A 20,993-nucleotide genomic window follows, 5' to 3' on the forward strand; every position below is an offset into this window, starting at 1 on the left:
GTACGTTGTTTAAGAAAGTAGGAGCCATCTTGCGAATTTTCATTTATGTTATTATCTTTTTTGCTTTTTTCGACTTATTTGCCCAACTTCCCATCATGAGCACTTATGCGGTGTCATTGGGTGCCAGTCCTTTTATCGCCGGACTCGCAGTCGGCATGTATTCACTGTCGAATACCTTCGGGAATGTCATTTCCGGTATTTTTTCAGATCGAAAAGGACCTTTTGCAATTCTCGTGACCGGCTTATTGTCGACCAGTTTAACCTTGTTTACATATGCTTCAATCGACGGCCCTTATAGCTTGCTTGCTGTCCGGTTTATCCACGGGCTCGCAGCTGGCCTGACAGTTCCCGCCGCTTTCACGTACTTGGCCAATCGAACTGAATCCGCTAAACGCGGCAAAGGAGCTGCTTTATCAGGCGCTTTTGTCGGGCTTGCAGCAATTCTTGGACCAGCGTATGGTGCAATCTATACAAGCCGAAACGATGTGCCGCAGACCATGTTCCTTACCGGAACGCTGATTCTGCTGATAGGAATAGCCGCATTTTTCATCTTGCGGCAGACCACCATCAAGAAAGACAAAGCTGTCAAAGACGCCGTTTCCTTCAAGGATATCTTAAAGAACAATGGGTTGATCCGTTCTTTTTCAGGCGCTTTTTTCCTGATGTTTTCACAAGGGGTCCTAGCTTATATGCTGCCGCTGAAAGTTGAAGGACTTGGGCTGGATTCCCCGCTCAGCGGTTTGCTGCTGAGCACCTTTGGAATTTCAGCCATCTTGGTGTTCCTGCTTCCCGTCAATCGAATTTTTGACGCTGCCAAACCCATCTACACCTTGATCGCCGGTTTTACGATAATGGGGGCTTCCCTGTTCTTTTTAAGTGCCGTGACAATTGAGCCGTTGCTGTATGCCAGCATGTGCACGTATGGGTTGGGCTTTGCTCTGCTGTTTCCTTCAATCAATTCCATATTGATCGATTCAACAAGTGTTTCAACCCGCGGACGCGCCTATGGGTATTTCTATGCTTTCTTTTCCATCGGTGTTGTAGCCGGATCGAGTATTACAGGAGCTTTTGCTTTAAGCCCCAATCAAGGATTTTTCGTCAGTGGCTCTCTATTGTTGATTATCGCTTCACTAAATATATGGTCTTATAAAAAATAGTTGGCAGTAAAAAGGATGGTCCCGGACCATCCTTTTTATTTATAAATTATCGGTGCTTATTTTATTTTCGGGAGCAGCTGAACCTGTGTTTTCAGCTTTCTCTTTGCTGACATCGTTTGACGACAGCTTCACATCGTCCTTGTCTTTTTTATTGTCCTTTTCCTTCTGCTGCTGCTCGTTATAATATTGAACACTTGCTGAGGCTCCACCTTCTGCAACCATTTTGTTTTCACGTTTTTCCGTATTGCTCAGCGTATCTGTAGTTTTCGAAGTCGGATTTCCATCTTTGTCCAGGTTTTGTGATTCCATGTAAGAATTCACCTTCACTTTCGTATCATTGAACGCCTTCGTAGCTTTTTCACGATTTTCAGGATTCTTGAAATATGCGTATGCTCCAGCAGCTAATCCTGCTAATAAGAGACCTCTTCCTCTTGCCATTTGCAGCACTCCTTCATCAATTTATATATTACTATTTATTTACCCTATTCTCTCCAAAGCTAATCCTCGATTGTATGTCAAAAGTATTACATTTAACTAGTGGTAAGTTTCATGTCTACGTGCGGGATTCCATCTTCATCGTAGCTGTCTGAGACAGCTTGGAACCCAAATGATTGATAGAACTCCTGTAAGTATACTTGGCCCTGCAATTGGATGGCTTCCGCCCGCCATTCCCCTACAATGTAATCGATGCTCCGTTCCAATAGCTGCTTCGCTAAGCCACGTCCTCTGGCATCTTCTCGTACGATGACTCTCCCAATCGAAGGCAGCTCGTATTTTACGCCAGCGGGAACCAGTCGTGCATAGGCCAATACTTCCCCATTTTCAACATAAAGCAAATGAATGGATTGCTGGTCTAAATTATCCAACTCGGGATAAGGACAATTTTGTTCAACGACAAATACATCTACCCGTAACTTCAGAACTCCGTATAATTCCCTTGCTGTAAAATCGTCGAATCGATAGGTATTCCAGTTCATATCTGACACACTCCTTTAGTTTCTATTATTCCACATTAGTGGCTATTGGACTCTTTTTTTGATATGATTGCAGAAAGAATTTCAGAGGTGATTGCATGATTCGTACCGGTACATCCGCAGATATTACATCTGTTCAGGAGATTGCCAAAGTTAGCTGGAATGATACGTACGCTGGAATCATTCCCTCTACAGTCCAAGAAAGTTTTTTAGATAAATCATATTCTACTCCTATGATGGAGATGCGTTTAAAGAGGACGATTATATTGCTTGCGGAACATGAAGGACAGCCTGTCGGGTTCGCCAATTTCACGAAAGTGGATGAAGACGGAGATGCTGAGCTGATCGCCATTTACATGAAACCTGAATTTCAACGGTCAGGCTATGGCAAACAATTATTGAACAGCGGTCTAAGCTACCTGCTCAACGGCAACCAGTTATTTGTCTATGTCGAAAGCGAAAACACCAAAGGCCGCAACTTCTATGAAGCGAACGGCTTTGAGCTACTCGAAGAATTTGAAGAATTATTTGAAGGCCACCCTTTGCAGACCGCCAAATATGTCTACCACCTGAAAACAGCTGCCTTATAGGCGGCTGTTTTTTACAGACTCAACTAAAAGAGACGTCCAGGGCATTTCCAGCCTGGACGTCTCTCTTTTTGATTTACAATGTCTGCTTTACAGCGGACGGTAAGGGGTATCATCGTCATTGCTGCGATTACTGCGGGTTGTTGTATCATCGCGGCGCACCTCATCTTCACGGCGCACAGACTCTTCTTTGCGGCGAAGCTGATCCTCTTGATACTTGAAATCCTCATCGCGCAAATTCTGATCGTTTTGCACACGTGGTTTGCGGACAAAACACATGATTGCAGCGATGTAGAAAAGAATCGAGGTTAATGACAGCAAGCCTGCAAACAGACCGGCGACGATGAATAAGACACCGGCAATGGACGCTTTGTCAGTTTTGCGGAGATTAACTAAGGCGACAATTGCCAGAATTGTGCTTAATGCCAATAGCGCAATCAGCACCCATCCTACTACGCTGAAGCTTGAAGACATCATATCCATGACCATCTGGGCTTCTTCAGGATTTGAAAAGGCTGGATCTGCCATAATTTCATCTTCTATATACTGCTGGAATTCTGGAGTACCTTGGACATTTGCGTAACTTGCCATCGCAAACCCGATTAAGGCAATCGCTAAAACATTAAAGATGATTCCGATAATGCCGAGCACTTTTTCTCCTGCTCTATTCACTGTTTCTTGGTTCATTCAATCCACCTCTTCCTATAGTCTCTTATGAGTATACGTACAAATAAGGATTTGGTTACTTAATTACTCTGTTCCCCTAATAAAATTAATAAAACCTGTTTAAAATATGGGAAGTCGGGTATTTTAATAATAACAAAGATTTGAAAGGAGTTCTATAAAATGGAAAAAAACCTAATTTTTAGCCAAGCAGATTTCATGTACGGTGTTGGTGGAGCTTCGATTTTAACAGCTATCGTTTTCTTTATGACCAGCATCTAAAGTGGAGGTAACAAATGGTAAACTACATACTTGATAACTAGCAAAAGCAATCCACTGTAATTGAGAGCGGATTGCTTTTTATATGTTCACTTATTCAATTGGTACGAATTTTCTATATTTTGACGTCATCATATTCTTTGTAGCGGTCAAAAGCCGTTACGGCATAGGAGCACACAGGTTCCATTTTATAGCTATGTTCACGGGCGTAATCTGCTGCCTGATCCAAAAGCTTCTTGGCCATTCCCTGATTGCGCATCGACTCATCGACAAAGGTGTGTTCGATGACCATGACATTCGCCAGTTCTGTCCATGTGATTTCCGCTTTTGTCTCCCCTTGTTCTTCAAGGCGGTAGGCAAATTCATCACTGCCTAATTCAATTAATTTAAAGTCCATTCTTCCTTCTCCTCCTCTTCACTGATTGATGCTCAACGGACGAAGAGATGCTTCGATCTGAGCGCGTTTTGGCTCTAAAAATGGCGGCAGCGCAAGCTCCTCTCCCAAGCTTTCCATCGGTTCGTCCGTTGCAAAGCCCGGTTCGTCTGTTGATAATTCAAAAAGAATCCCATTAGGCTCCCGGAAATAAATTGCCTTAAAGTAATAACGGTCGACTTCACCAGAAGTCACGAATCCGTTCGAACGCAAATACTCATTCCACTTGCTGTACTCTTCGAACGTTTTTACCCGGAACGCAACATGATGGACACTGCCTCTTCCCGGACGTTCCGGCGGAAGGTCCGAACGCTCCTCTAAGTGTATTTCGCCAGCGGGACCGCCTTTTCCTGTCGAAAAGACCAAAATATCTTTTTGCCCTTCTACAGTAGACGGATATGCCCCTATTTCTTCAAATCCCATAATGTCCGTCAGAACGGCAGCCGTTTTCTCGCTTTTGCGGACTGTCAATCGGACATGCCCCAAACCGACAATCGCGAACTCTTCCGGAACTCCAGTTTTGGTCCAAGGTATTCCATAGTCAATGCCCTTGCCGTCATCAACGACCAGCATCAACCTGGAGCCTTCAAAATCCTGAAACGTCAAAGTCGGGCGGTTGAAACGCTCTTCAATTTTTCCGTGGGGAACTTCGAATTCATCAAAACGTCCAGTCCAATAATCCAAAGCTGCTTCACTTTTCACTCGGAATGCGGTATTGCTGATGCTCGAAACCCCTGGATGCGTCCGTCCAGCCATCGGAATATCGAAATACGTCATGTCAGTACCCGGAGTGCCGACAGCATCTGCATAAAACAGGTGGTAGGAAGATGGATTGTCCTGATTGACACTTTTTTTCACTAAGCGCATCCCCAGTATCCGTGTAAAAAAATCGTGGTTGGCATCGGCATTGGCGGTCAAAGCTGAAACGTGGTGAATTCCTTCTAATTTCATATAAGTTCCTCCTATTTATCTTGAATTCGAGATATTTATTTCATAGTAGCATTGTCTTTTATTCCACGCAAGCCATTGAGCTTCATAAAAAAAAGACAAGCCCTAAGTTTCGGGCTTGCCTTTTTTCGGGTTAATTCATCCAACCGCGTACTGTATCAGCCAGGTTTCTAAAGAAAGTTTTGACGCTTTCCCAAAAACCTTCATCATTGACGATGTTGCCGATTTTGTCTTCAATCGTCTTGCTCAAATCTTCCAACTGAGTTGACCACTGGGAAAAATCGATGTCAAGCTGACGGATACGGTCCATCAGATCAACCAACAATTGACGATCTTCCGGGCTTAATTCGATTTGAAGCTTGCTCAGTTGATCTTCGACAATCTGTTCCACTTCTTCACGTGATGCCGGGTTTTGCTCAGCAATCTGTTTTTTGATTTCGGTTAACAGCTCGCTGACTTTGGCATCTTCCACGCCGCCGTCCGCAAGTTCAGTCGCTACAGTCAATTCGTCATTTGCAACGTCTGTCCGTTCCGGATCCAGCTCTTCACCGTTCACTTCATAAGCTTTGTAGATTCCGACAAGTGCTGAGTGGCCGGTTACCTTTTTGGGCGCCGCAACTTCCACAGTAGCATTTTCAATTCCTGCAGTCAGCATGGCATTGGCGTACATTTCAGATGTCACTTGTGTAATATTATCGGGCGTCACGATTTCTATGACCAGTCCGTTGCCTTCATCTTTGCGTGTGATTTTAGCAGACGAATACATATTGGCACGGGAATCGCCATCTTTAATGTAACTGACCAAATCCTGGCCAGTCACTTCGATTTCTTCTACATCAGCTTCTCCTGCAACATCCAGGCTTTCAGCAACAGATGCTTTTTCATCAGCCGACAGATTGCCTCCGTAAACAACGATTGGCAGGCCGAATTTTTCATTGATGCCGACATTTGCCGAACTGTATGATGGCAGGACGACAGACAGCGTAAACAGTAATGCTATGACAGTGAGTAATTTTTTCATTTTTTTATTGCCCCTTTCTTCAAATTAATACGAAATCAATTTGAAAAGGTTCCTTTATTTCGTCGACTTGGTCCATCCTTCTTCCTGGATGATCTGACGATTCTTATACAATTTGCCGAGCGCGCGCTTGAATGCCGCTTTGCTCATGCCGAAGATTTCCTGGATTTCGTCCGGTGAAGATTTATCGGTGAACGGCATCTTGCCGCCCGACTCTTCGAGATAACGCATGATTTCATCCGCGTCATCAGACAAACGTTCCTGTTTTCTTGGGAGCAACGAGCCGTTAAGTGTACCATCGTCTTTGACATCAATGATGCGGACGGTTTTTTCTTCCCCAAGGCGTGGTTCTTCATGGCGTTCTGTTTCGTGAACAAAGATCCGGTACATTTCAGGTACGGACAGCATGAAAGTCCCAACCGGCAACAAACGGTAAGCGCGTGCCTGCACATTTTGGTTAAAGGCGGTTTCGGGCGCCGGCTGCATCAGTTCCAACACTTTTTCTTCAGTTGCCAGACGCCCGTACAAATCGCCGTGGCGATCTGTACGAAGCGTCATAAAGATATGGTCGCCCTGCTTTGGCCATAATTCCGTAATCTGCGGAAGATCGGCTGGCAGTAGATAAACTTCGCGTGTGGTGCCGATATCAACTACTGCGCCTTCACGTGGTGATACTTTTAATACTTTCGCCCAGCCATACTCACTCGGCAGGATATGAGGAATCATCGGTGTGGCTGAAACCCCTCCCTGACGGTTACGGTAAAGGAAAACTTCAATCTCTTCCCCGATTTCCTGGCCTTCTTCTATTTCTGATGCGTTCATCATTACTTCATCGCCTGAACCATCCGATAAGATCCATTGCGATGTTGAACGGTCTTTCACTTGCAGTACCGCTTTTAACCCTGGGTGTAAAGCCATAATTAGCTCCTCCTATTTCTCTTAACTTTCTTTTCCTTCTTTATTCAGCTGTTCCAGCTTTTCCGTAAACTCCGGGCTTTCTTCCAGCAGTTGGACCAAATCGGCAATTCGATCGATTGAATTCCAGCTCAGATGATGCTCGATTCCTTCAACATCCCCATAGATCCGCTCTTCATCTACACCGATCAACCGAAGAAATTGTTCAAGCAAGCCGTGCCGTTCCAATAGGCGTTTGCCAAGCTTCTGGCCTCTTGGCGTCAACACAAGGCCTCTGTATCGTTCGTATATCAAGTACCCGTCTTTATCCAGCTTCTGCACCATCTTGGTGACAGAAGACGGCAGCACAGATAAGGCCTCCGCAATATCCGAGACACGCGCATAACCTTTTTGCTCAATTAATGAATAGATGATTTCAATATGGTCTTCCATACTTGGAGTAGGCAAAATTCTTTCCTCCCTCACGTAGCTATGTTCAGTTTACTATACCGCCATCATTGAAACAACTGGACTTGTCGCCCCTTATAACAGTCCGTTTTTTCAGAAAGGTTTAAGCTTATTGGTGTCAGGGTAGTTATTACTATAAGCAAAATAGTTATTATTGAAAGGACAGGTGAAAAACATGGGACGTATTCTTTGGATTATCTTAGCAGTTATTATCGTAGTATGGCTAATCGGATTCTTAATGGACGTAGCAGGCGGACTAATACACATTCTTTTAATCATTGCTGCAATCGTTTTAGTTATCAACTTAGTAACTGGACGTAAAGGCGTATAGCCATAGCATTCGATGAAGAAATACAGGGTTGTTCCAAAAGCCATGATAAATGGCTTTTGGAACAACCTTTTCTTTTTGCATTTTTGCTTATCCACCCAATATAAAAAGCAGGAGAGGAAAAATCAACGATTTCCCTCTCCTGCTTTTTATTGTTTAATTTTAGCGTAGATGCATGTATCCCGAAGCTTATTGCCTACCCGGGAAACCGTATCATTGCGCAAAATTCCTTCCAGCTCGAATTTCAGGCGGTTGGCGACTGCGCGGCTGCGGACATTGTCCGGATCGCAGCGGATTTCAACCCGATTGGCGCCTAACTCTTCAAAAGCAAAGCGCGTAATGCGTTCCACTGCTTCCGTAACATACCCTTTGCCCTCATAGCGGCTGTCGACCCAATAGCCGATTTCAAACTTGCGTACTTCCCAGTCAATCCGGTGAAGTCCAGTAGAGCCGACGAATTGGCCAGTTTCCTTCAGGAAGAAATGCAGACGCAAATCCTTACGCAATTTAAAATTAGCCTCGGCTTCAATCAATGTTGCCTCTGTTTCTGCAAGGTCAGGCTTTTGCTGTGCAAATGGCAGCCATGGCCGGAATGCTTCCAACGAATGCATAACAGCTTCGTAACTTGCTTGCGCATCTTCTCTTCTCGGCGCCCGGATCAGCAGACGCTCCGATTCGAACTCTTCCGGAAAATCGAGCAGCACGGGGTTAAACGGGAGCTCTTTTGTTTCTGCGACGGTATCGTCCCATAAAACCGGTGTCGTGATTCCTGCCTGCCAGTCTTCACGTGTCATGCCGTAAGTCACTGCATCATAATAACGGTTTTCCCGTGGAGAAAACCAGGCCTGGCGCAAATGGGCTTCTTTAACAAAGCCAGTCCGCTCGAAAGCCTTGCGCATCGCGAAGTTATCGTGGCGCGTATTGCCTTCCAGCCGAATTTTCTTCTCTGGCAGCGAAAAGACGAAATCAGCAACCAGTTTCAATGCTTTCGGACCATAGCCCTTGCTGCGGTAAGGATCTGCAATCCGCAGATCGAAAAGCGGGATATCATCCTGCAAATCAAAGATTTTGACTAAGCCAACTTGCTGATTTTCATCATTTTCTATCCAGAAAGTTGTCACTTGGTCTGATTTATAGCCGCCTTCTTCAATTGTTTTCTCAATCAAAGCCCGCACCGGATGTTCATGGCCATGAAACGGCCACGAATTTGTTGTCATAAAATGAATCAGCTGTTCCTGCTCTTCCATTGTCCACTCTGTTAACTTCAACATAAAACCTCCAAACTTGCCTTACTTCTGAACTTTTACAAGTCGCAATGCATTCATGATTACCAATAGCGTAGCACCCATATCCGCGAAAATCGCAATCCATAAGGTCAACCAACCTGGAATGATCAATAGCAATGCGATAATCTTGAGCCCTAGCGCAAAGACGATATTTTCTTTTATTATACGCAATGTCTTTCGGCTGAGTCGAATCGTATAAGGAAGTTTCTCCAAATCATCTGCCATCAAGGCGATATCCGCCGTTTCCAGCGCTGCGTCTGTCCCCGCTCCGCCCATTGCGATGCCGATACTTGATGCAGCCAGTGCCGGCGCATCATTAATGCCATCGCCGACCATCGCCACCCGGCCATATTGTTTTTGCAGATCTTTGATTGCTGCTAATTTGTCTTCCGGCATCAGCCCTGCACGGACATCGGTTACACCGATTTCTGCTGCAATGGCTGTTGCTGTTGCTGGATGATCCCCAGTCAACATGATGGTCTGGCTGATTCCCATCGCTTTCAACTTCTGAATGATGGAAGGGCTTTCTGTTCGGATGGCATCCGCTACTGCGATGATTCCCATCAGCATCGCTTCTGAAAATACAGCGGTGACGGATTTCCCACTCTCTTGCAGTTTACGCGCTTTATCCGGAATACGTAAGCCCTTTTCTTCAGCCCAGTTTAAGCTGCCGACGTAAATGGTTTCTTCATTGACTGTCGCATAAGCGCCTTTCCCGGTAACAGAATTGAAGTTTTCAGAGGCATAGACACCTGCTGCTTCTTTCGAGATGGCTCTGGCCAATGGATGCTGCGACATGGTCTCGACAGATGCTGCCAGTTTCAGCAGTTCTTCCTCTGTTACCGCTCCTTCTGCAAGAACATCTGTCACTTCAGGATATCCTTTGGTCAGTGTGCCCGTTTTGTCAAAAGCCACCGCATTGATGCGGCCGGTTTCTTCCAGGTGAACTCCCCCTTTAATGAGGACTCCTTGACGCGCGGCATTGCCGATGGCCGTGACAATGGCAACCGGAGTCGATACGACGAGTGCACATGGGCAACCTACGACGAGAACGGCCAAGCCCTGGTAAACCCATAGTTCCCAGTTGCCGGTTACAAAGCCCGGTACCAAAGCCACGAAAAAGGCGATGGCGATGATTGCCGGCGTATAGTAGTTGGCGAACTGGTCGATGAATTTCTGGGTCGGCGCTTTTTCAGCCTGCGCTTCTTCAACGAGATGAATGATTTTCGCAATGGTGGTGTCTTCCACACGTTTCGTGACAGTGACTTCCAGTGCTCCTTCATCATTCATCGTACCCGCAAAAACTTCATCTCCAACCGTTTTGACTGCAGGAATCGACTCTCCTGTAATCGCTGCCTGATTGACGGCAGACTGCCCGCGAAGGACTGTGCCGTCCATGGCGATTTTCTGTCCCGGCTTGACGATCAGAACGTCTCCAATCCGGATGTCTTCCGTATCCATTTCGGCTAATTCACCGCCGCGCTGAATCAACGCCCGTGCCGGAGCCAGATCCATCAGGCTGCGGATCGACTGGCGTGCTTTGTTCATGGAGAAGGACTCCAATGCTTCGCTGACAGCGAAAAGGAACACGACTACAGCCCCTTCGCGCCATTCACCGATGATGACAGCCCCGATAATGGCGATGGTCATCAATGTCTTCATGTCGAACTGGAGCGTGCTGAGATTTTTCAACCCGGTCCAGAACATATGATAACCGCCTATTGCCATGGAACCGCCGAACAATGCGATGGACCAGGGATGCGTTTCACCAATTTGGAAGGAAACGATGATTCCCGCTATCAACAGCAGCAGCGAGAGAGCCGTCTCTATCGTCTGGCGTCGCTGATAGAAAGGAACGTGTTTCACTTTTTCTTTTTCAGGATAGACGCGGATATGATCGAAAGCCCCCGCTTTTTCAAGCGCTTCAATCGTCACATTCCCATCAATCGTCAATTTGGAAGCTCCGAAATTCAAATTGACGTTTCTTATATCGGGCAGTTCTCTGACATTCTTCTCAAACTTGGCCGCACAACTGGTGCATGATAGATTTTCAAGACGATAGGTTTTAACCATTTTCCGCACCTTCTTTCGTGTGTTCGTGCGCAATTGTCACCAACTGGCGGACATGATCGTCAGACAAGGAATAATAGATTTGTTTTCCTTTGCGCTCGGACTTCGCCAAAGCCCGCTCCCGAAGGTAACGCAAATGATGGGAAGCCGTTGCTGTGGAAGACCCGATGACTGCGGCAATATCGCAGACACACATCTCTTCTTCTATAGTTAAGGCATATGCGATGTTCAATCTGGTTTCATCCGCCAGCGCTTTAAACAGATTCGCCACCTCGCTCAAATCGGTCATGCTCTTCTGTACACGATCGACCGCTTCCGGATGGACTTTTGTCACTTCACATACTTCTTTCATGCCGGCACCTCTTTCATTCAAATAAAGATTTGATTGTTTTCTCCAGTATATAGGTCTTGGCAATTACAGTCAAACGGATATTTGAATGAAGTGTATTTACACGAATAAAAAAAGGTGATACAGTTTGAAAGTTCTTCCTTGAAAAGCTTCGTGGACGATTTGTCCACTGCGCCGGAAAGAGCAACCGGTTTATGGGATAACCACTAAATAATGCGTGTTCATTTACTATAGAAGGAAGTGGAGTTTTTTGAATACCTTACCTTATAAAGAGCAGTGGTTCGGCAATATCCGCGGGGATATCCTGGCGGGAATTGTGGTGGCACTTGCCCTGATTCCGGAAGCAATCGCTTTCTCCATCATTGCAGGAGTCGATCCGATGGTCGGCCTGTACGCTTCATTTTCCATCGCTGTCGTCATTTCCTTTGTCGGCGGCCGCCCTGCCATGATTTCAGCAGCAACTGGCGCCATGGCACTTGCGATGGTATTGCTGGTCCGTGATCACGGATTGGATTATTTACTCGCGGCAACCGTTCTGACTGGTGTGCTGCAACTCATATTCGGATTGCTGAAAGTCGCCCGCTTTATGAAGTTCATCCCGCGGGCTGTCATGATTGGCTTTGTCAATTCACTGGCTATCCTGATTTTCATGGCACAGGTGCCATTTATCTTTGGCGTCAATGCCATCACTTATGTATTTGTGGGAATCACGTTGGCGATCGTCTACATTTTGCCACGTTTTTTTACGGCTATTCCGGCTCCCTTGATCGCCATCCTAGTCTTGACGGGAGTCGTCATGTACAGCGGAATGGATATGCAGAATGTCGGCAGCCTGGGCACGATTTCACAAACCTTGCCGAGCTTCTTCATTCCGAATGTACCGTTCAACTTTGAAACTCTACAAATCATTTTCCCGACTGCACTGGCTTTGTCCATCATCGGATTGCTGGAATCCTTGTTGACTGCATCGATACTCGATGATGCGACTGAAACAGGCTCCGATAAAAACCAGGAAGCACGCGGTCAGGGAATCGCCAACATCATCACTGGATTTTTCGGCGGCATGGCAGGCTGCGCGATGATCGGCCAGTCCGGCATCAATGTCCGTTCCGGCGGTCGAGGACGTTTGTCCACCTTCACAGCCGGCGTATTCCTGATGTTCCTGATTATTGTCCTCGGCAATTGGGTCGTCCAGATACCGATGCCGGTCTTAGCTGGAATCATGGTCATGGTCTGCATCGGCACCTTTGACTGGGGTTCGTTCAAATACTTGGCGACTGCCCCGAAATCAGATGCGATCGTCATGCTATTGACTGTCGTCGTTGTCGTCTATACCCATGATTTGTCCAAAGGCGTATTCGCCGGCGTCATTTTGAGCACCATCCTGTTTGCTGCGAAGATCTCCAAAGTGGAGGTCCGCAAAGAAGGATTGGAGTCCAATGCGTCGAATAGATATAACATACACGGACAATTGTTTTTCGCATCTTCCCAGGACTTTGTTTCCGCATTCGATAAAGTGGAAGCTTCCGAAGGGATTGTGTTGGACTTTTCAGATGCGACTGTCTGGGACGATTCAGGCGTCGGCGCCATCGACCGGGTCATGAACAAACTGCAGGCGCAGGGCCAGACCGTTGAAATCACCGGGTTGAACGCCTCCAGCCAAAAGCTCGTCGACAAATTAGCGACCTATGGCACTGCAGGCAAGAGCACACATTAAGGGGGATGCTTATGTACGAGAAAATCTTAGTTGCGGCCGACGGCTCTGACCATTCAAAGCGGGCCGCTCACGAAGCGGTCAAAATGGCCAAAGCCAACCCACAAGCTTTCATCACTTTGCTGTATGTCATCGATTATGAAAAAGCGCGAACCGAAATTCTTCACGGCCAAAGCAGTGATGAAGTCCATTTGGAACGCAAAAAGCACTTGATGCCGCTCGAAGAAATCTTCCGTTCTGCCGGCGTTGATTTTGAAACCAAAACGCTGCACGGCGTACCGGGTCCGACCATCGTCAAGCATGCCAATGAAACCGGTTATGATGTCGTATTGATCGGCAGCCGCGGATTGAATGCACTCCAGGAAATGGTGCTCGGCAGCGTCAGCCATAAAGTGGCCAAACGTGTCCAGGCTCCGGTCATCATCGTCAAATAACTCCAGCCGCTCTTCGTGAATCTGCGAAGAGCGGCTGGAGTTTTGTTTTTTTTTCGATTTGTGGGTGTTTGCAAGGATTTGTGGGCGCTTATTTGGATTTGTGAGCGTTCAGCGAGATTTATGGGCGCTTATCCGAATTTGTGGGCGTTCAGCAGGATTTGCGGTCGTTCGCAAAAAAACTCCTGCAGCAGACACAGGAGGTACAGAAATTCAGTGCATCCAGACATAGCCCAGGCTAAATAGGCCGATTCCACTGGCTAAAGTGGCAAAAACGTAAGCGGCACCCTGTAGCCATCTACCATCTTCCAAATCTTTCACCACATCCAAAGCCATCGTCGAAAACGTCGTGAAGGCCCCCAGAAAACCGGTGATCCAGAAAGCCGATAAGCTGCCGCTGCCGATAAACAGGCCAAGCACCAACGACCCGATGCTGTTGACCAGCCAGGTCGCGGCTTTCGGCTGCCACACCCTGCTTTCAATCAACAAGTAAAACAAGTAACGCGTGACCGCTCCTAAAAATCCGCCAACCGCAATGCCAATCATGACTGCACCCCTCTCCGGCCAACCCACAAACCTGCGGCTGCGGCGGCAACACAAGCAACCGTCATGCCGCCCGCAAATGCCATGCCCAGCCAAATGGAGGACTCCAGGTAATGGAACCAGTCAGCAGAGAACGCGGAAAATGTTGTAAACGAGCCCAGCAGCCCCGTTGAAACCAGCAGCCTAAGCTCTGCCAACTTCCGGCTTAACCGGATGGCTGCGAGCCCGATTAAAAAACTGCCGGCTATATTGACGAGCCAGAGTCCAGATCCACCTACAGCCACCATATATATTCCCGCACGCAAAAGCGAACCGATCATTCCGCCAAATCCCACAGCCAGTATCCGTTTCATCCTAAACGCTCCGCATCTGTTTTCTACAGTATAACTTAATGAAAAAAAATCGTGTTTGTTTTTTAGTCTTCTGTTAATTCTTTTAAAGTCGATATGACTAAATCCGGCCGATCCAAATGTATCGAATGTCCTGCACTTTTTGCAAACTTAACTGTGCTTCTTTTCGAAAGCTTTCCTTGTTCGAGTATTAATTGCTGCCACATGTTTTCCAACATCAACAGTTCCGACTCAGGCAAACCTCTGCTTACACCTTCTTGAATTACATAGTTTTTATCGCGGCCGATAGCGACTAGTGGAATATTGCTCAGCATACCTAGTTTTTTTATCATTTTTGCATCTATTTTAAAGTTTACGAATTCAGATATCATTGCTTTGTACAAGTTTGGCTTTTGCCGAAACTGGATTAATTGCCTTTGTATATGTGAAGGCAGTTTTTTCTGGTTTTCGGCTAATTTGGGGTGAATAATTTTTCTGGTTTCTTCTTCGTTCATACTTGCATAGTTTTGAAAATCCTCTAGCCATTTATTATCAGCTGAATTTCCCCTTAAAACAGGAAGTTCAAGCTCATCCAGTCTTTCCAAATCCTCAGATGTAGAATCAATTAAGAGCAATGCTTTTACTTTTTCAGGATAGAGTTTTGAAAAATGCTGCGCGCATAAGCCCCCATAAGAATGTCCGATCAGAATGACCGGATCCACTATTTCCAACTTCTCCATTAGTTGCTTCATCTCTTCAGCATTAGCCGTTGTCGTACGTTTTTCTTCTCCAATTTCACTTTTTCCTGATCCTGGACGGTGGAACATAATAATTTTATTCGTTTTACTCAGAGCTTCTGTCACTTCAAACCATTCCTCAAACGAACAGCCCATTCCCGGCAGAATAAAGATAGGTACTCCATTTCCACCTTTTTGCACTACTTCCATTTTCCGATCATTGATGGTGATAAACTGGTTCATAGTTTTCGCTCCTTATATTGAAGAACACACAATAACCGTTTTCTTCTCACTTGTTTGTATAAATTTTTTTAAAAAATAAATCACCCAAAATCAATGATATTTAAGAGATATATCTCAGAACATTTCATACTTGGTATCTAGGAATGCTAATTTTTTTCTGTACATATCTTTTGCGTTTACATCTTCCTATTTCTATTTATTCATTAATAGCCTTTAAATTATTATAGTAAATTTATATTAAAACCAAAGGAAAGATTTCTCCAGTAAGTAGGAATAATTAGGAATAATATGGAACCGAATTTAAGCATGTTTTCGGTATACTTTGAAGGTGGATTGCCCTTTTAGCTCTCTTTTTTTTGCAGCTATTCATACATTTTTTTAGCACTTAAAAAAAGGAAAACTATTCATAAAAATACACTTTTACCGAAAAAAGAGAAAAAAATCGGCTTTGATTAGCCGCTTCTCTCCCTTGTGTTTAAACAACTTCCGATAATCCCTCATATGTAAACAAATTCAATGAAAGAATAACTTCTCTTCTAAGAAGAGAAATTACGGAATAATCACCATGGAAATCGTCCGATCCTTTCCTTCTTTATCATCTTTTCTATTATAGTACTTTTCCATTAACGTACTTAACTCCGACTGAAAATCTTCGAATAAATCATCTGTTAAGTTCAATTTCACTAAAGAAAATGTCGCTTGATCCTGAGTATCTTCTGTAACTCTGTTCTCATGATAGTCTTTATAGTTCTGAAGAATATACATAAAAAAATAAGTTACAAATTTTATTTTATCGCCGTAAGTGGCAGACTGCCAATCTTCTTCGCTGATCTTATAAGCTTGAGTATTCAGGGCATATAGCTTTTCTTCAACTTTTCCAATACGATTTATGCCAACGACTTTCAATAGATCGTCATCCACCATTGAGTTTACGTGTCTGTATAATGTCGCTTGCGATACTTCTTTCAATAATTTATTCAATTGCATAATCGAGTATCCTTCATCGACATCTATTAATTCCAAAGCTACTTTAAACCTGACCTGGTTTTTAAATAAATCAAATTCCATCTATTTCGATCCCCTTTTTCTTCGTGATCAGATCGCTATTATATAGTCTTTCTTTCGTATTACCAGCTTCTCGTAAACATCCATATTAGGATTTTCTTAAAAATAAATAAAAGAGATGACTCTTTAATTTATTTTAAGTATATATCTAAAATACAGTAGAGTGGTTGACTTTTCAATTATCATTATTGATAATGATAATTGAAGGAGTGATTGAGATGAATACAGATATAAATGCTCTACTGGAAATCGATTGGCCGCAGATCCTTCCTTTTGCCTTGCCGATTATTTTATTCAACTTATTATTGATTGGAGTCGCGCTTTATGATTGGTTCAAAAGAAAAGAACTAATTGTCTCGCCCTATATTTGGCTGGCCGCCATTATATTGCTCCAATTGCTCGGGCCGATACTGTATTTAGTGATTGGAAGGAGAATGATCCGAAATGATTACAGTCGAGAAACTTCATAAGACCATCAAAAAAAGAAAAATCTTGAGCGATGTCACCTTCTCGATTGCAGAAGGTGAATGCGTTGGCTTATTGGGACAAAACGGAGCAGGGAAAACGACGCTCATTAAATGCATGACCGGCATTCTGCAGCATGAGCAGGGGGACATTACATTCCATTCCGCCCCCATCGTGCAACACAAGAAAAATATTGGCTACTTGTCCCAAAATACGGACTTCAAACCGTGGATGACTTGCAAAGAATCTCTTCTTTTCTTCGGAAAATTATCGGGAATGGATAAGGAGTTTTTACAAGAGAATATTTCAGCGGTTTTAGAAGAAGTCGGGCTTAAGGATAAGGGAAATTACAAAGTGGAACAATTATCTGGCGGCATGAAGCAGCGGCTCGGGATTGCCCAGGCCATTTTGCACCAACCGCTGCTGCTGATTTTGGATGAACCGGTTTCTGCGTTGGATCCGATCGGCCGGAATGAAGTGAAAAAATTGATCGCTCGCTTAAAGAAGCGAACGACCATCATTATTTCGACGCATATATTGGACGACGCCAGCGAATTTTGCGACCGGTACATCATCATAAAGAATGGAAGGATTGTCGGAAACATAAACGACGAATTTCAGAAATCAGACCGCAAACAAATTCTGGTTAAGACGGGGAATGTCCCGCAAACAAGTGAAGCATTGAAAAGTTCTGAGGTCGAACGCGTTGAATGGCTATCACCAAACACCTTTCTTTTAACGGGAGCTGAAGAATTGGATTTAAAGAAAGTCATAAACGACTTCGCTGCAAAAGAAATGGATATTACGTCCATTGCGTTTTATGAAAGAGGGATAGAAGAAATTTTCCTGGAGATGGTGTCGGACACATGACAAACTTTTATACATTAACGCGCACTGAACTAGTAGAAGCCGCAAAAGAATTTAAGTTCATCTGGTTAACCCTGTTTTTCGTGATCTTGGGCATTACTCAACCGCTGATCACTAAATACATGGACGTTATCCTCAAAAATGTTGGCGGCGCAGATGGCATCACCATCGATCCGAACCGGCCAGTGCCAAGTTCTGCTGAAATTCTCCTGTCGACCATTTCCGGCCAATTCAATCAAATCGGACTCATCATCTTGATTATTAGCTTCATGGGGCTGATTGCAGCCGACCGCAATAGCGGTATGCAAGATTTCATATTGACCCGCCCTGTTTCGCTGCGCTCCTACCTGTTGTCAAAACTAATGGGAAATTGGGTAATCAGCATGTTCAGCATCTCCATTGGGGCAGCCGTTTCCTATGGTTACACCATTTTCTTATTCGGTTCTTTCTCTTTTTCAAACTTTCTGCTGTTTCTGCTGTTGTACAGTTTATGGATCCTCTTCGTCGTGAGTCTGGCCATCTTGATCAGCACCTTTGTCAAGAGCCCAATCCTAATCGCCGTCACGACAATCGCCGCTTCTATTTTCTTTATTCTGATCAAGGGGTTCAACCACTTCTTGTTCCAGCTGTCCCCAGGCGGCATCTTAAACCTGGCGGAGAACCAGTTGCTGTCGGTCCACGACTTAAACTACTTCAGTATTGCAACTTGTTTGGCATTCATTTTACTTAATCTCTCATGGACCAATAGGAATCTCAAAAAGTCTTGATTGAAGGAGGCTGGTTCAAATGTTATCGATAAACAACTTGACCAAGTTATACAAAGGATCTGAAAAAGGCATTAAGAACTTAACTTTGGATTTAGCGGAAGGCGATATTTGCGCCTTCATCGGCATGAACGGGGCAGGAAAAACGACTTCCATCAAATCCATCGTGGGCATTTATGGCTTTGATCAAGGCGCTATTGAATTAGATGGCGTGAGCATAGAAAAAAACCCACAAGAATTTAAACAGATGGTCGGATACTCGCCCGACACTCCTGTGCTCTATGGGAACATGACGGGGTATTCGTACCTGGAACTCATTGGAAGCATTTATCAGATTGACAACGAGACGATAAACGAGCAATTGAACACCTTGCTGAAAAAGCTCAATTTCGGCAGTGCTATCCATGAGTTGATTTCTACTTATTCACATGGCATGAAACAAAGACTGGTGCTTATTTCCATCCTGATGCACAATCCAAAGCTGATCATATTGGATGAACCCTTCGTCGGATTGGATCCGAACGCCACTTATTTTTTACAGGAAGAAATGAAGAAACGGGCAGCTGAAGGATCCATTGTGTTGTATTCGACCCACGTTTTAGAAGTAGCGGAAAAGCTCTGCAACAAAGTGGTCATGATCCATAACGGCGAAGTGGTCGTCAATGATACGATGATCAACCTATTGTCTGAGAGCAGCTTGGGCGAAAAATTCAGGAGCATCACAGCACATGAGTAAGCTAATCCAATTGCAAAAGTATATCTTGGCAAATGATTTTCAGTTTTCCAGATTGGGATCATCCAATAACCAGGACGACCGAAAGCACGCTGTTCTTACGTTGGGTGGCTATTGTGCCGCTGTTGTCATGGCCATTGGCTATATTGTCTATATCGCCTTTGATTTGTACAGCAACGAAGAATCCATGTTATTTTTTCCGATTCTTTCGTCCATTTTGTTTTGGGCCCTGGGGTTTTGGACCATCTTAAGCGGCATTAAAAAAATGATTGTTTCGTCGGATACTGAACTTATTTTCAGCTTGCCCCTTCCATTGTGGCAAGCCAAGTTCTTTAATGTAATCAGACTATTGATCCTTTATTTACTCATTGCTGCAATAGCTGTTTTTACTGGCACCTTGTTGCATATGTTCATTCTTCCCGACTTCTGGTTCGTTCTATTATCCAGTCTTCTTCTTGTGGTGATCCTCCCTTTACTAGTTATCGCAATAACCTTCATCATTTCATTGGCAGTAAAAATTCTCCTTAATTTCTTAAGAATCCATAATAATGTGATCGAAGCTTTGCTTACAATCTTTTTATTCCTTTCACCTCTTTTGTATATCACGTACACCTCTGCTTCATTGAATTACAAAGACATTTTTTCTAATAGTTCCCCACTCTACTTGTTCGGCATCATTAGCAACTCGACATCAGAGTTCGGATTCTTCGATTTGGTGAGCTTACTCGCAATCACGCTCGCTTTGGTTCTCTTAACCGGATACGTATTTACTAGAAGATACGCTTTCTTAGTTGCAAGCTACTCTCCCTCATCAAAAAGGAAAGCACGTGATTCCAGCACGTTTTCTTCCAATAGTTTATTTAAAAGTCTATTCTCAAAAGAGCTGAAACTATATCTATCCTCTATCACCTATGTCAGCAATACAGTCCTTACACCTGTGCTATTACTAATTGGCAGCCTGGCTTACTTGTTCAATATCTCCCCTCTTTTGTATGACACTACCTTGGAACTGTCCTTTATCACGTTATCAAGCAAGTATATATTCATTCTATTTACGACTGTATGTACTCTTTTGACCACAACCACTTCATCAAGCCTATCTTTTGAAGGCCAAAGCATCTGGATTTTGTTGACGTCTCCCCTCTCTTTGATGGAACTTGCAAAAGCCAAGATCGCGTTAAACATGATGCTTTTTGTGCCAGGATTAGCTTGTGCTATTTTGGTCTATACTCAAATTTTCAGTTCATCGTTATTGGATTCATTGCTCTTCATTTCTTTTACAATCACTAGTTTAATGCTTATTAGCATGGTGGGCTTCTTTGTCAATTTGAAATTCCCTAATTACAACTGGTCCAGTGAGATGGAAGTGATCAAGCAGGGTAAATCCACTATAATCACCGCTATGATCAGTTCATTTCTCATCTCGATCACTGCGATTTTGATCCTACTAGATTTCAATTTCACATTTCATCTTCTCTTATTGGTCAATATCTCCATAATGACCTTTTTAATTTATAAACTAAGAGAATGCACGTTACCTAGGGAATAAAGCAATGAGCTCCGCCAAGTATGAATTAAACAACATCTCTTGAACAGTTGGCACCAGAAGCTTTGGCGTCGTTTTCCTGTTAATGCAGCTCTTGGAAGA

Annotated in this window: 25 protein-coding genes; 10 read left to right on the plus strand and 15 right to left on the minus strand. The window is 44.3% G+C overall.

Translation table 11 applies throughout. The annotated features are described in order from the left end of the window. The first annotated feature begins 29 nt into the window (after positions 1-29). The gene (locus tag K8U60_RS08240; protein ID WP_223636938.1) at positions 30-1,157 is read left to right on the plus strand and encodes an MFS transporter; all 1,128 of its coding nucleotides are present in this window, start codon (positions 30-32) and stop codon (positions 1,155-1,157) included. Between the two features lie 39 nt (positions 1,158-1,196). Here K8U60_RS08240 and K8U60_RS08245 read toward each other — a convergent pair whose 3' ends face one another. Then, positions 1,197-1,595 (minus strand): hypothetical protein, encoded by a 399-nt coding sequence (locus K8U60_RS08245; protein ID WP_223636940.1) that lies wholly within the window; start codon positions 1,593-1,595, stop codon positions 1,197-1,199. Between the two features lie 92 nt (positions 1,596-1,687). Then, positions 1,688-2,134, minus strand: coding sequence for a GNAT family N-acetyltransferase (locus tag K8U60_RS08250; RefSeq protein ID WP_223636942.1), 447 nt, complete (start codon positions 2,132-2,134; stop codon positions 1,688-1,690). Between the two features lie 95 nt (positions 2,135-2,229). On the opposite strand from K8U60_RS08250, the gene K8U60_RS08255 reads away from it, so the two are divergent. Beyond that, the gene (locus K8U60_RS08255; RefSeq protein ID WP_223636944.1) at positions 2,230-2,721 is read left to right on the plus strand and encodes a GNAT family N-acetyltransferase; all 492 of its coding nucleotides are present in this window, start codon (positions 2,230-2,232) and stop codon (positions 2,719-2,721) included. A gap of 87 nt (positions 2,722-2,808) precedes the next feature. Here the strand turns inward: K8U60_RS08255 and K8U60_RS08260 are convergent, their stop codons facing one another. The 6 genes from K8U60_RS08260 to mntR all read right to left on the minus strand — a co-directional run bounded on the left by K8U60_RS08260 (position 2,809) and on the right by mntR (position 7,421). Next, positions 2,809-3,405, minus strand: coding sequence for a DUF4064 domain-containing protein (locus tag K8U60_RS08260; protein ID WP_223636946.1), 597 nt, complete (start codon positions 3,403-3,405; stop codon positions 2,809-2,811). Positions 3,406-3,775: 370 nt separating this feature from the next. Next, positions 3,776-4,057, minus strand: coding sequence for a GNAT family N-acetyltransferase (locus K8U60_RS08265; RefSeq protein ID WP_223636949.1), 282 nt, complete (start codon positions 4,055-4,057; stop codon positions 3,776-3,778). An 18-nt stretch (positions 4,058-4,075) separates the two neighbouring features. After that, the gene (locus tag K8U60_RS08270; protein ID WP_223636952.1) at positions 4,076-5,044 is read right to left on the minus strand and encodes a ring-cleaving dioxygenase; all 969 of its coding nucleotides are present in this window, start codon (positions 5,042-5,044) and stop codon (positions 4,076-4,078) included. Between the two features lie 130 nt (positions 5,045-5,174). Beyond that, positions 5,175-6,062 (minus strand): DUF1002 domain-containing protein, encoded by an 888-nt coding sequence (locus tag K8U60_RS08275; protein WP_223636955.1) that lies wholly within the window; start codon positions 6,060-6,062, stop codon positions 5,175-5,177. 54 nt (positions 6,063-6,116) lie between these two features. Then, complete coding sequence (locus tag K8U60_RS08280) at positions 6,117-6,977, minus strand: CvfB family protein (RefSeq protein ID WP_223636957.1); 861 nt, start codon at positions 6,975-6,977, stop codon at positions 6,117-6,119. Positions 6,978-6,998: 21 nt separating this feature from the next. After that, on the minus strand, positions 6,999-7,421 hold the full coding sequence (mntR, locus tag K8U60_RS08285; RefSeq protein WP_223636959.1) for a transcriptional regulator MntR: 423 nt from the start codon (positions 7,419-7,421) through the stop codon (positions 6,999-7,001). A gap of 175 nt (positions 7,422-7,596) precedes the next feature. On the opposite strand from mntR, the gene K8U60_RS08290 reads away from it, so the two are divergent. After that, positions 7,597-7,752: a lmo0937 family membrane protein gene (locus tag K8U60_RS08290; protein ID WP_146558271.1), complete on the plus strand. Its 156-nt coding sequence runs from the start codon at positions 7,597-7,599 to the stop codon at positions 7,750-7,752. A 146-nt stretch (positions 7,753-7,898) separates the two neighbouring features. Here the strand turns inward: K8U60_RS08290 and K8U60_RS08295 are convergent, their stop codons facing one another. Genes K8U60_RS08295 through K8U60_RS08305 form a run of 3 tightly spaced genes read right to left on the minus strand, consistent with a single transcriptional unit; the run spans position 7,899 to position 11,457 of the window. Next, complete coding sequence (locus K8U60_RS08295; RefSeq protein WP_223637669.1) at positions 7,899-9,017, minus strand: GNAT family N-acetyltransferase; 1,119 nt, start codon at positions 9,015-9,017, stop codon at positions 7,899-7,901. A 21-nt stretch (positions 9,018-9,038) separates the two neighbouring features. Continuing rightward, a complete protein-coding gene (locus tag K8U60_RS08300; protein ID WP_223636961.1) occupies positions 9,039-11,108 on the minus strand; it encodes a heavy metal translocating P-type ATPase in 2,070 nt (689 codons plus the stop codon). Continuing rightward, positions 11,101-11,457, minus strand: coding sequence for an ArsR/SmtB family transcription factor (locus tag K8U60_RS08305; protein ID WP_223636963.1), 357 nt, complete (start codon positions 11,455-11,457; stop codon positions 11,101-11,103). Before K8U60_RS08305 ends, K8U60_RS08300 begins: the two co-directional genes overlap by 8 nt. 247 nt (positions 11,458-11,704) lie before the next feature. Between K8U60_RS08305 and K8U60_RS08310 the strand changes: the two genes are divergently transcribed. Then, entirely contained in the window at positions 11,705-13,171 is a 1,467-nt protein-coding gene (locus tag K8U60_RS08310; RefSeq protein WP_223636966.1) for a SulP family inorganic anion transporter, read from the plus strand. Between the two features lie 11 nt (positions 13,172-13,182). After that, positions 13,183-13,602 (plus strand): universal stress protein, encoded by a 420-nt coding sequence (locus K8U60_RS08315; protein WP_223636969.1) that lies wholly within the window; start codon positions 13,183-13,185, stop codon positions 13,600-13,602. A 210-nt stretch (positions 13,603-13,812) separates the two neighbouring features. Here K8U60_RS08315 and K8U60_RS08320 read toward each other — a convergent pair whose 3' ends face one another. The 4 genes from K8U60_RS08320 to K8U60_RS08335 form a co-directional block, all read right to left on the minus strand. Then, the gene (locus K8U60_RS08320; protein WP_223636972.1) at positions 13,813-14,145 is read right to left on the minus strand and encodes a fluoride efflux transporter FluC; all 333 of its coding nucleotides are present in this window, start codon (positions 14,143-14,145) and stop codon (positions 13,813-13,815) included. After that, entirely contained in the window at positions 14,142-14,495 is a 354-nt protein-coding gene (locus K8U60_RS08325) for a fluoride efflux transporter FluC (RefSeq protein WP_223636975.1), read from the minus strand. Before K8U60_RS08325 ends, K8U60_RS08320 begins: the two co-directional genes overlap by 4 nt. 62 nt (positions 14,496-14,557) lie before the next feature. Further along, complete coding sequence (locus K8U60_RS08330; protein WP_223636978.1) at positions 14,558-15,451, minus strand: alpha/beta hydrolase; 894 nt, start codon at positions 15,449-15,451, stop codon at positions 14,558-14,560. A 549-nt stretch (positions 15,452-16,000) separates the two neighbouring features. Then, the gene (locus K8U60_RS08335; RefSeq protein ID WP_223636981.1) at positions 16,001-16,519 is read right to left on the minus strand and encodes a helix-turn-helix domain-containing protein; all 519 of its coding nucleotides are present in this window, start codon (positions 16,517-16,519) and stop codon (positions 16,001-16,003) included. A 215-nt stretch (positions 16,520-16,734) separates the two neighbouring features. Here K8U60_RS08335 and K8U60_RS08340 point away from each other — a divergent pair, with 215 nt between their 5' ends. Genes K8U60_RS08340 through K8U60_RS08360 form a run of 5 tightly spaced genes read left to right on the plus strand, consistent with a single transcriptional unit; the run spans position 16,735 to position 20,894 of the window. Continuing rightward, entirely contained in the window at positions 16,735-16,986 is a 252-nt protein-coding gene (locus K8U60_RS08340; protein WP_203340134.1) for a PLDc N-terminal domain-containing protein, read from the plus strand. After that, positions 16,961-17,851, plus strand: coding sequence for an ABC transporter ATP-binding protein (locus tag K8U60_RS08345; protein WP_223636984.1), 891 nt, complete (start codon positions 16,961-16,963; stop codon positions 17,849-17,851). Before K8U60_RS08340 ends, K8U60_RS08345 begins: the two co-directional genes overlap by 26 nt. After that, positions 17,848-18,615: an ABC transporter permease gene (locus K8U60_RS08350; RefSeq protein WP_223636986.1), complete on the plus strand. Its 768-nt coding sequence runs from the start codon at positions 17,848-17,850 to the stop codon at positions 18,613-18,615. Before K8U60_RS08345 ends, K8U60_RS08350 begins: the two co-directional genes overlap by 4 nt. A gap of 19 nt (positions 18,616-18,634) precedes the next feature. After that, complete coding sequence (locus K8U60_RS08355) at positions 18,635-19,348, plus strand: ABC transporter ATP-binding protein (RefSeq protein WP_223636989.1); 714 nt, start codon at positions 18,635-18,637, stop codon at positions 19,346-19,348. Further along, positions 19,341-20,894, plus strand: a complete 1,554-nt coding sequence (locus K8U60_RS08360; protein WP_223636991.1) for a hypothetical protein — start codon at positions 19,341-19,343, stop codon at positions 20,892-20,894. Before K8U60_RS08355 ends, K8U60_RS08360 begins: the two co-directional genes overlap by 8 nt. Positions 20,895-20,993: the final 99 nt, after the last annotated feature.

Origin of the sequence: Planococcus circulans (assembly GCF_020023385.1) — a bacterium.
In the GTDB taxonomy this organism is placed as follows: Bacteria; Bacillota; Bacilli; order Bacillales_A; family Planococcaceae; genus Planococcus.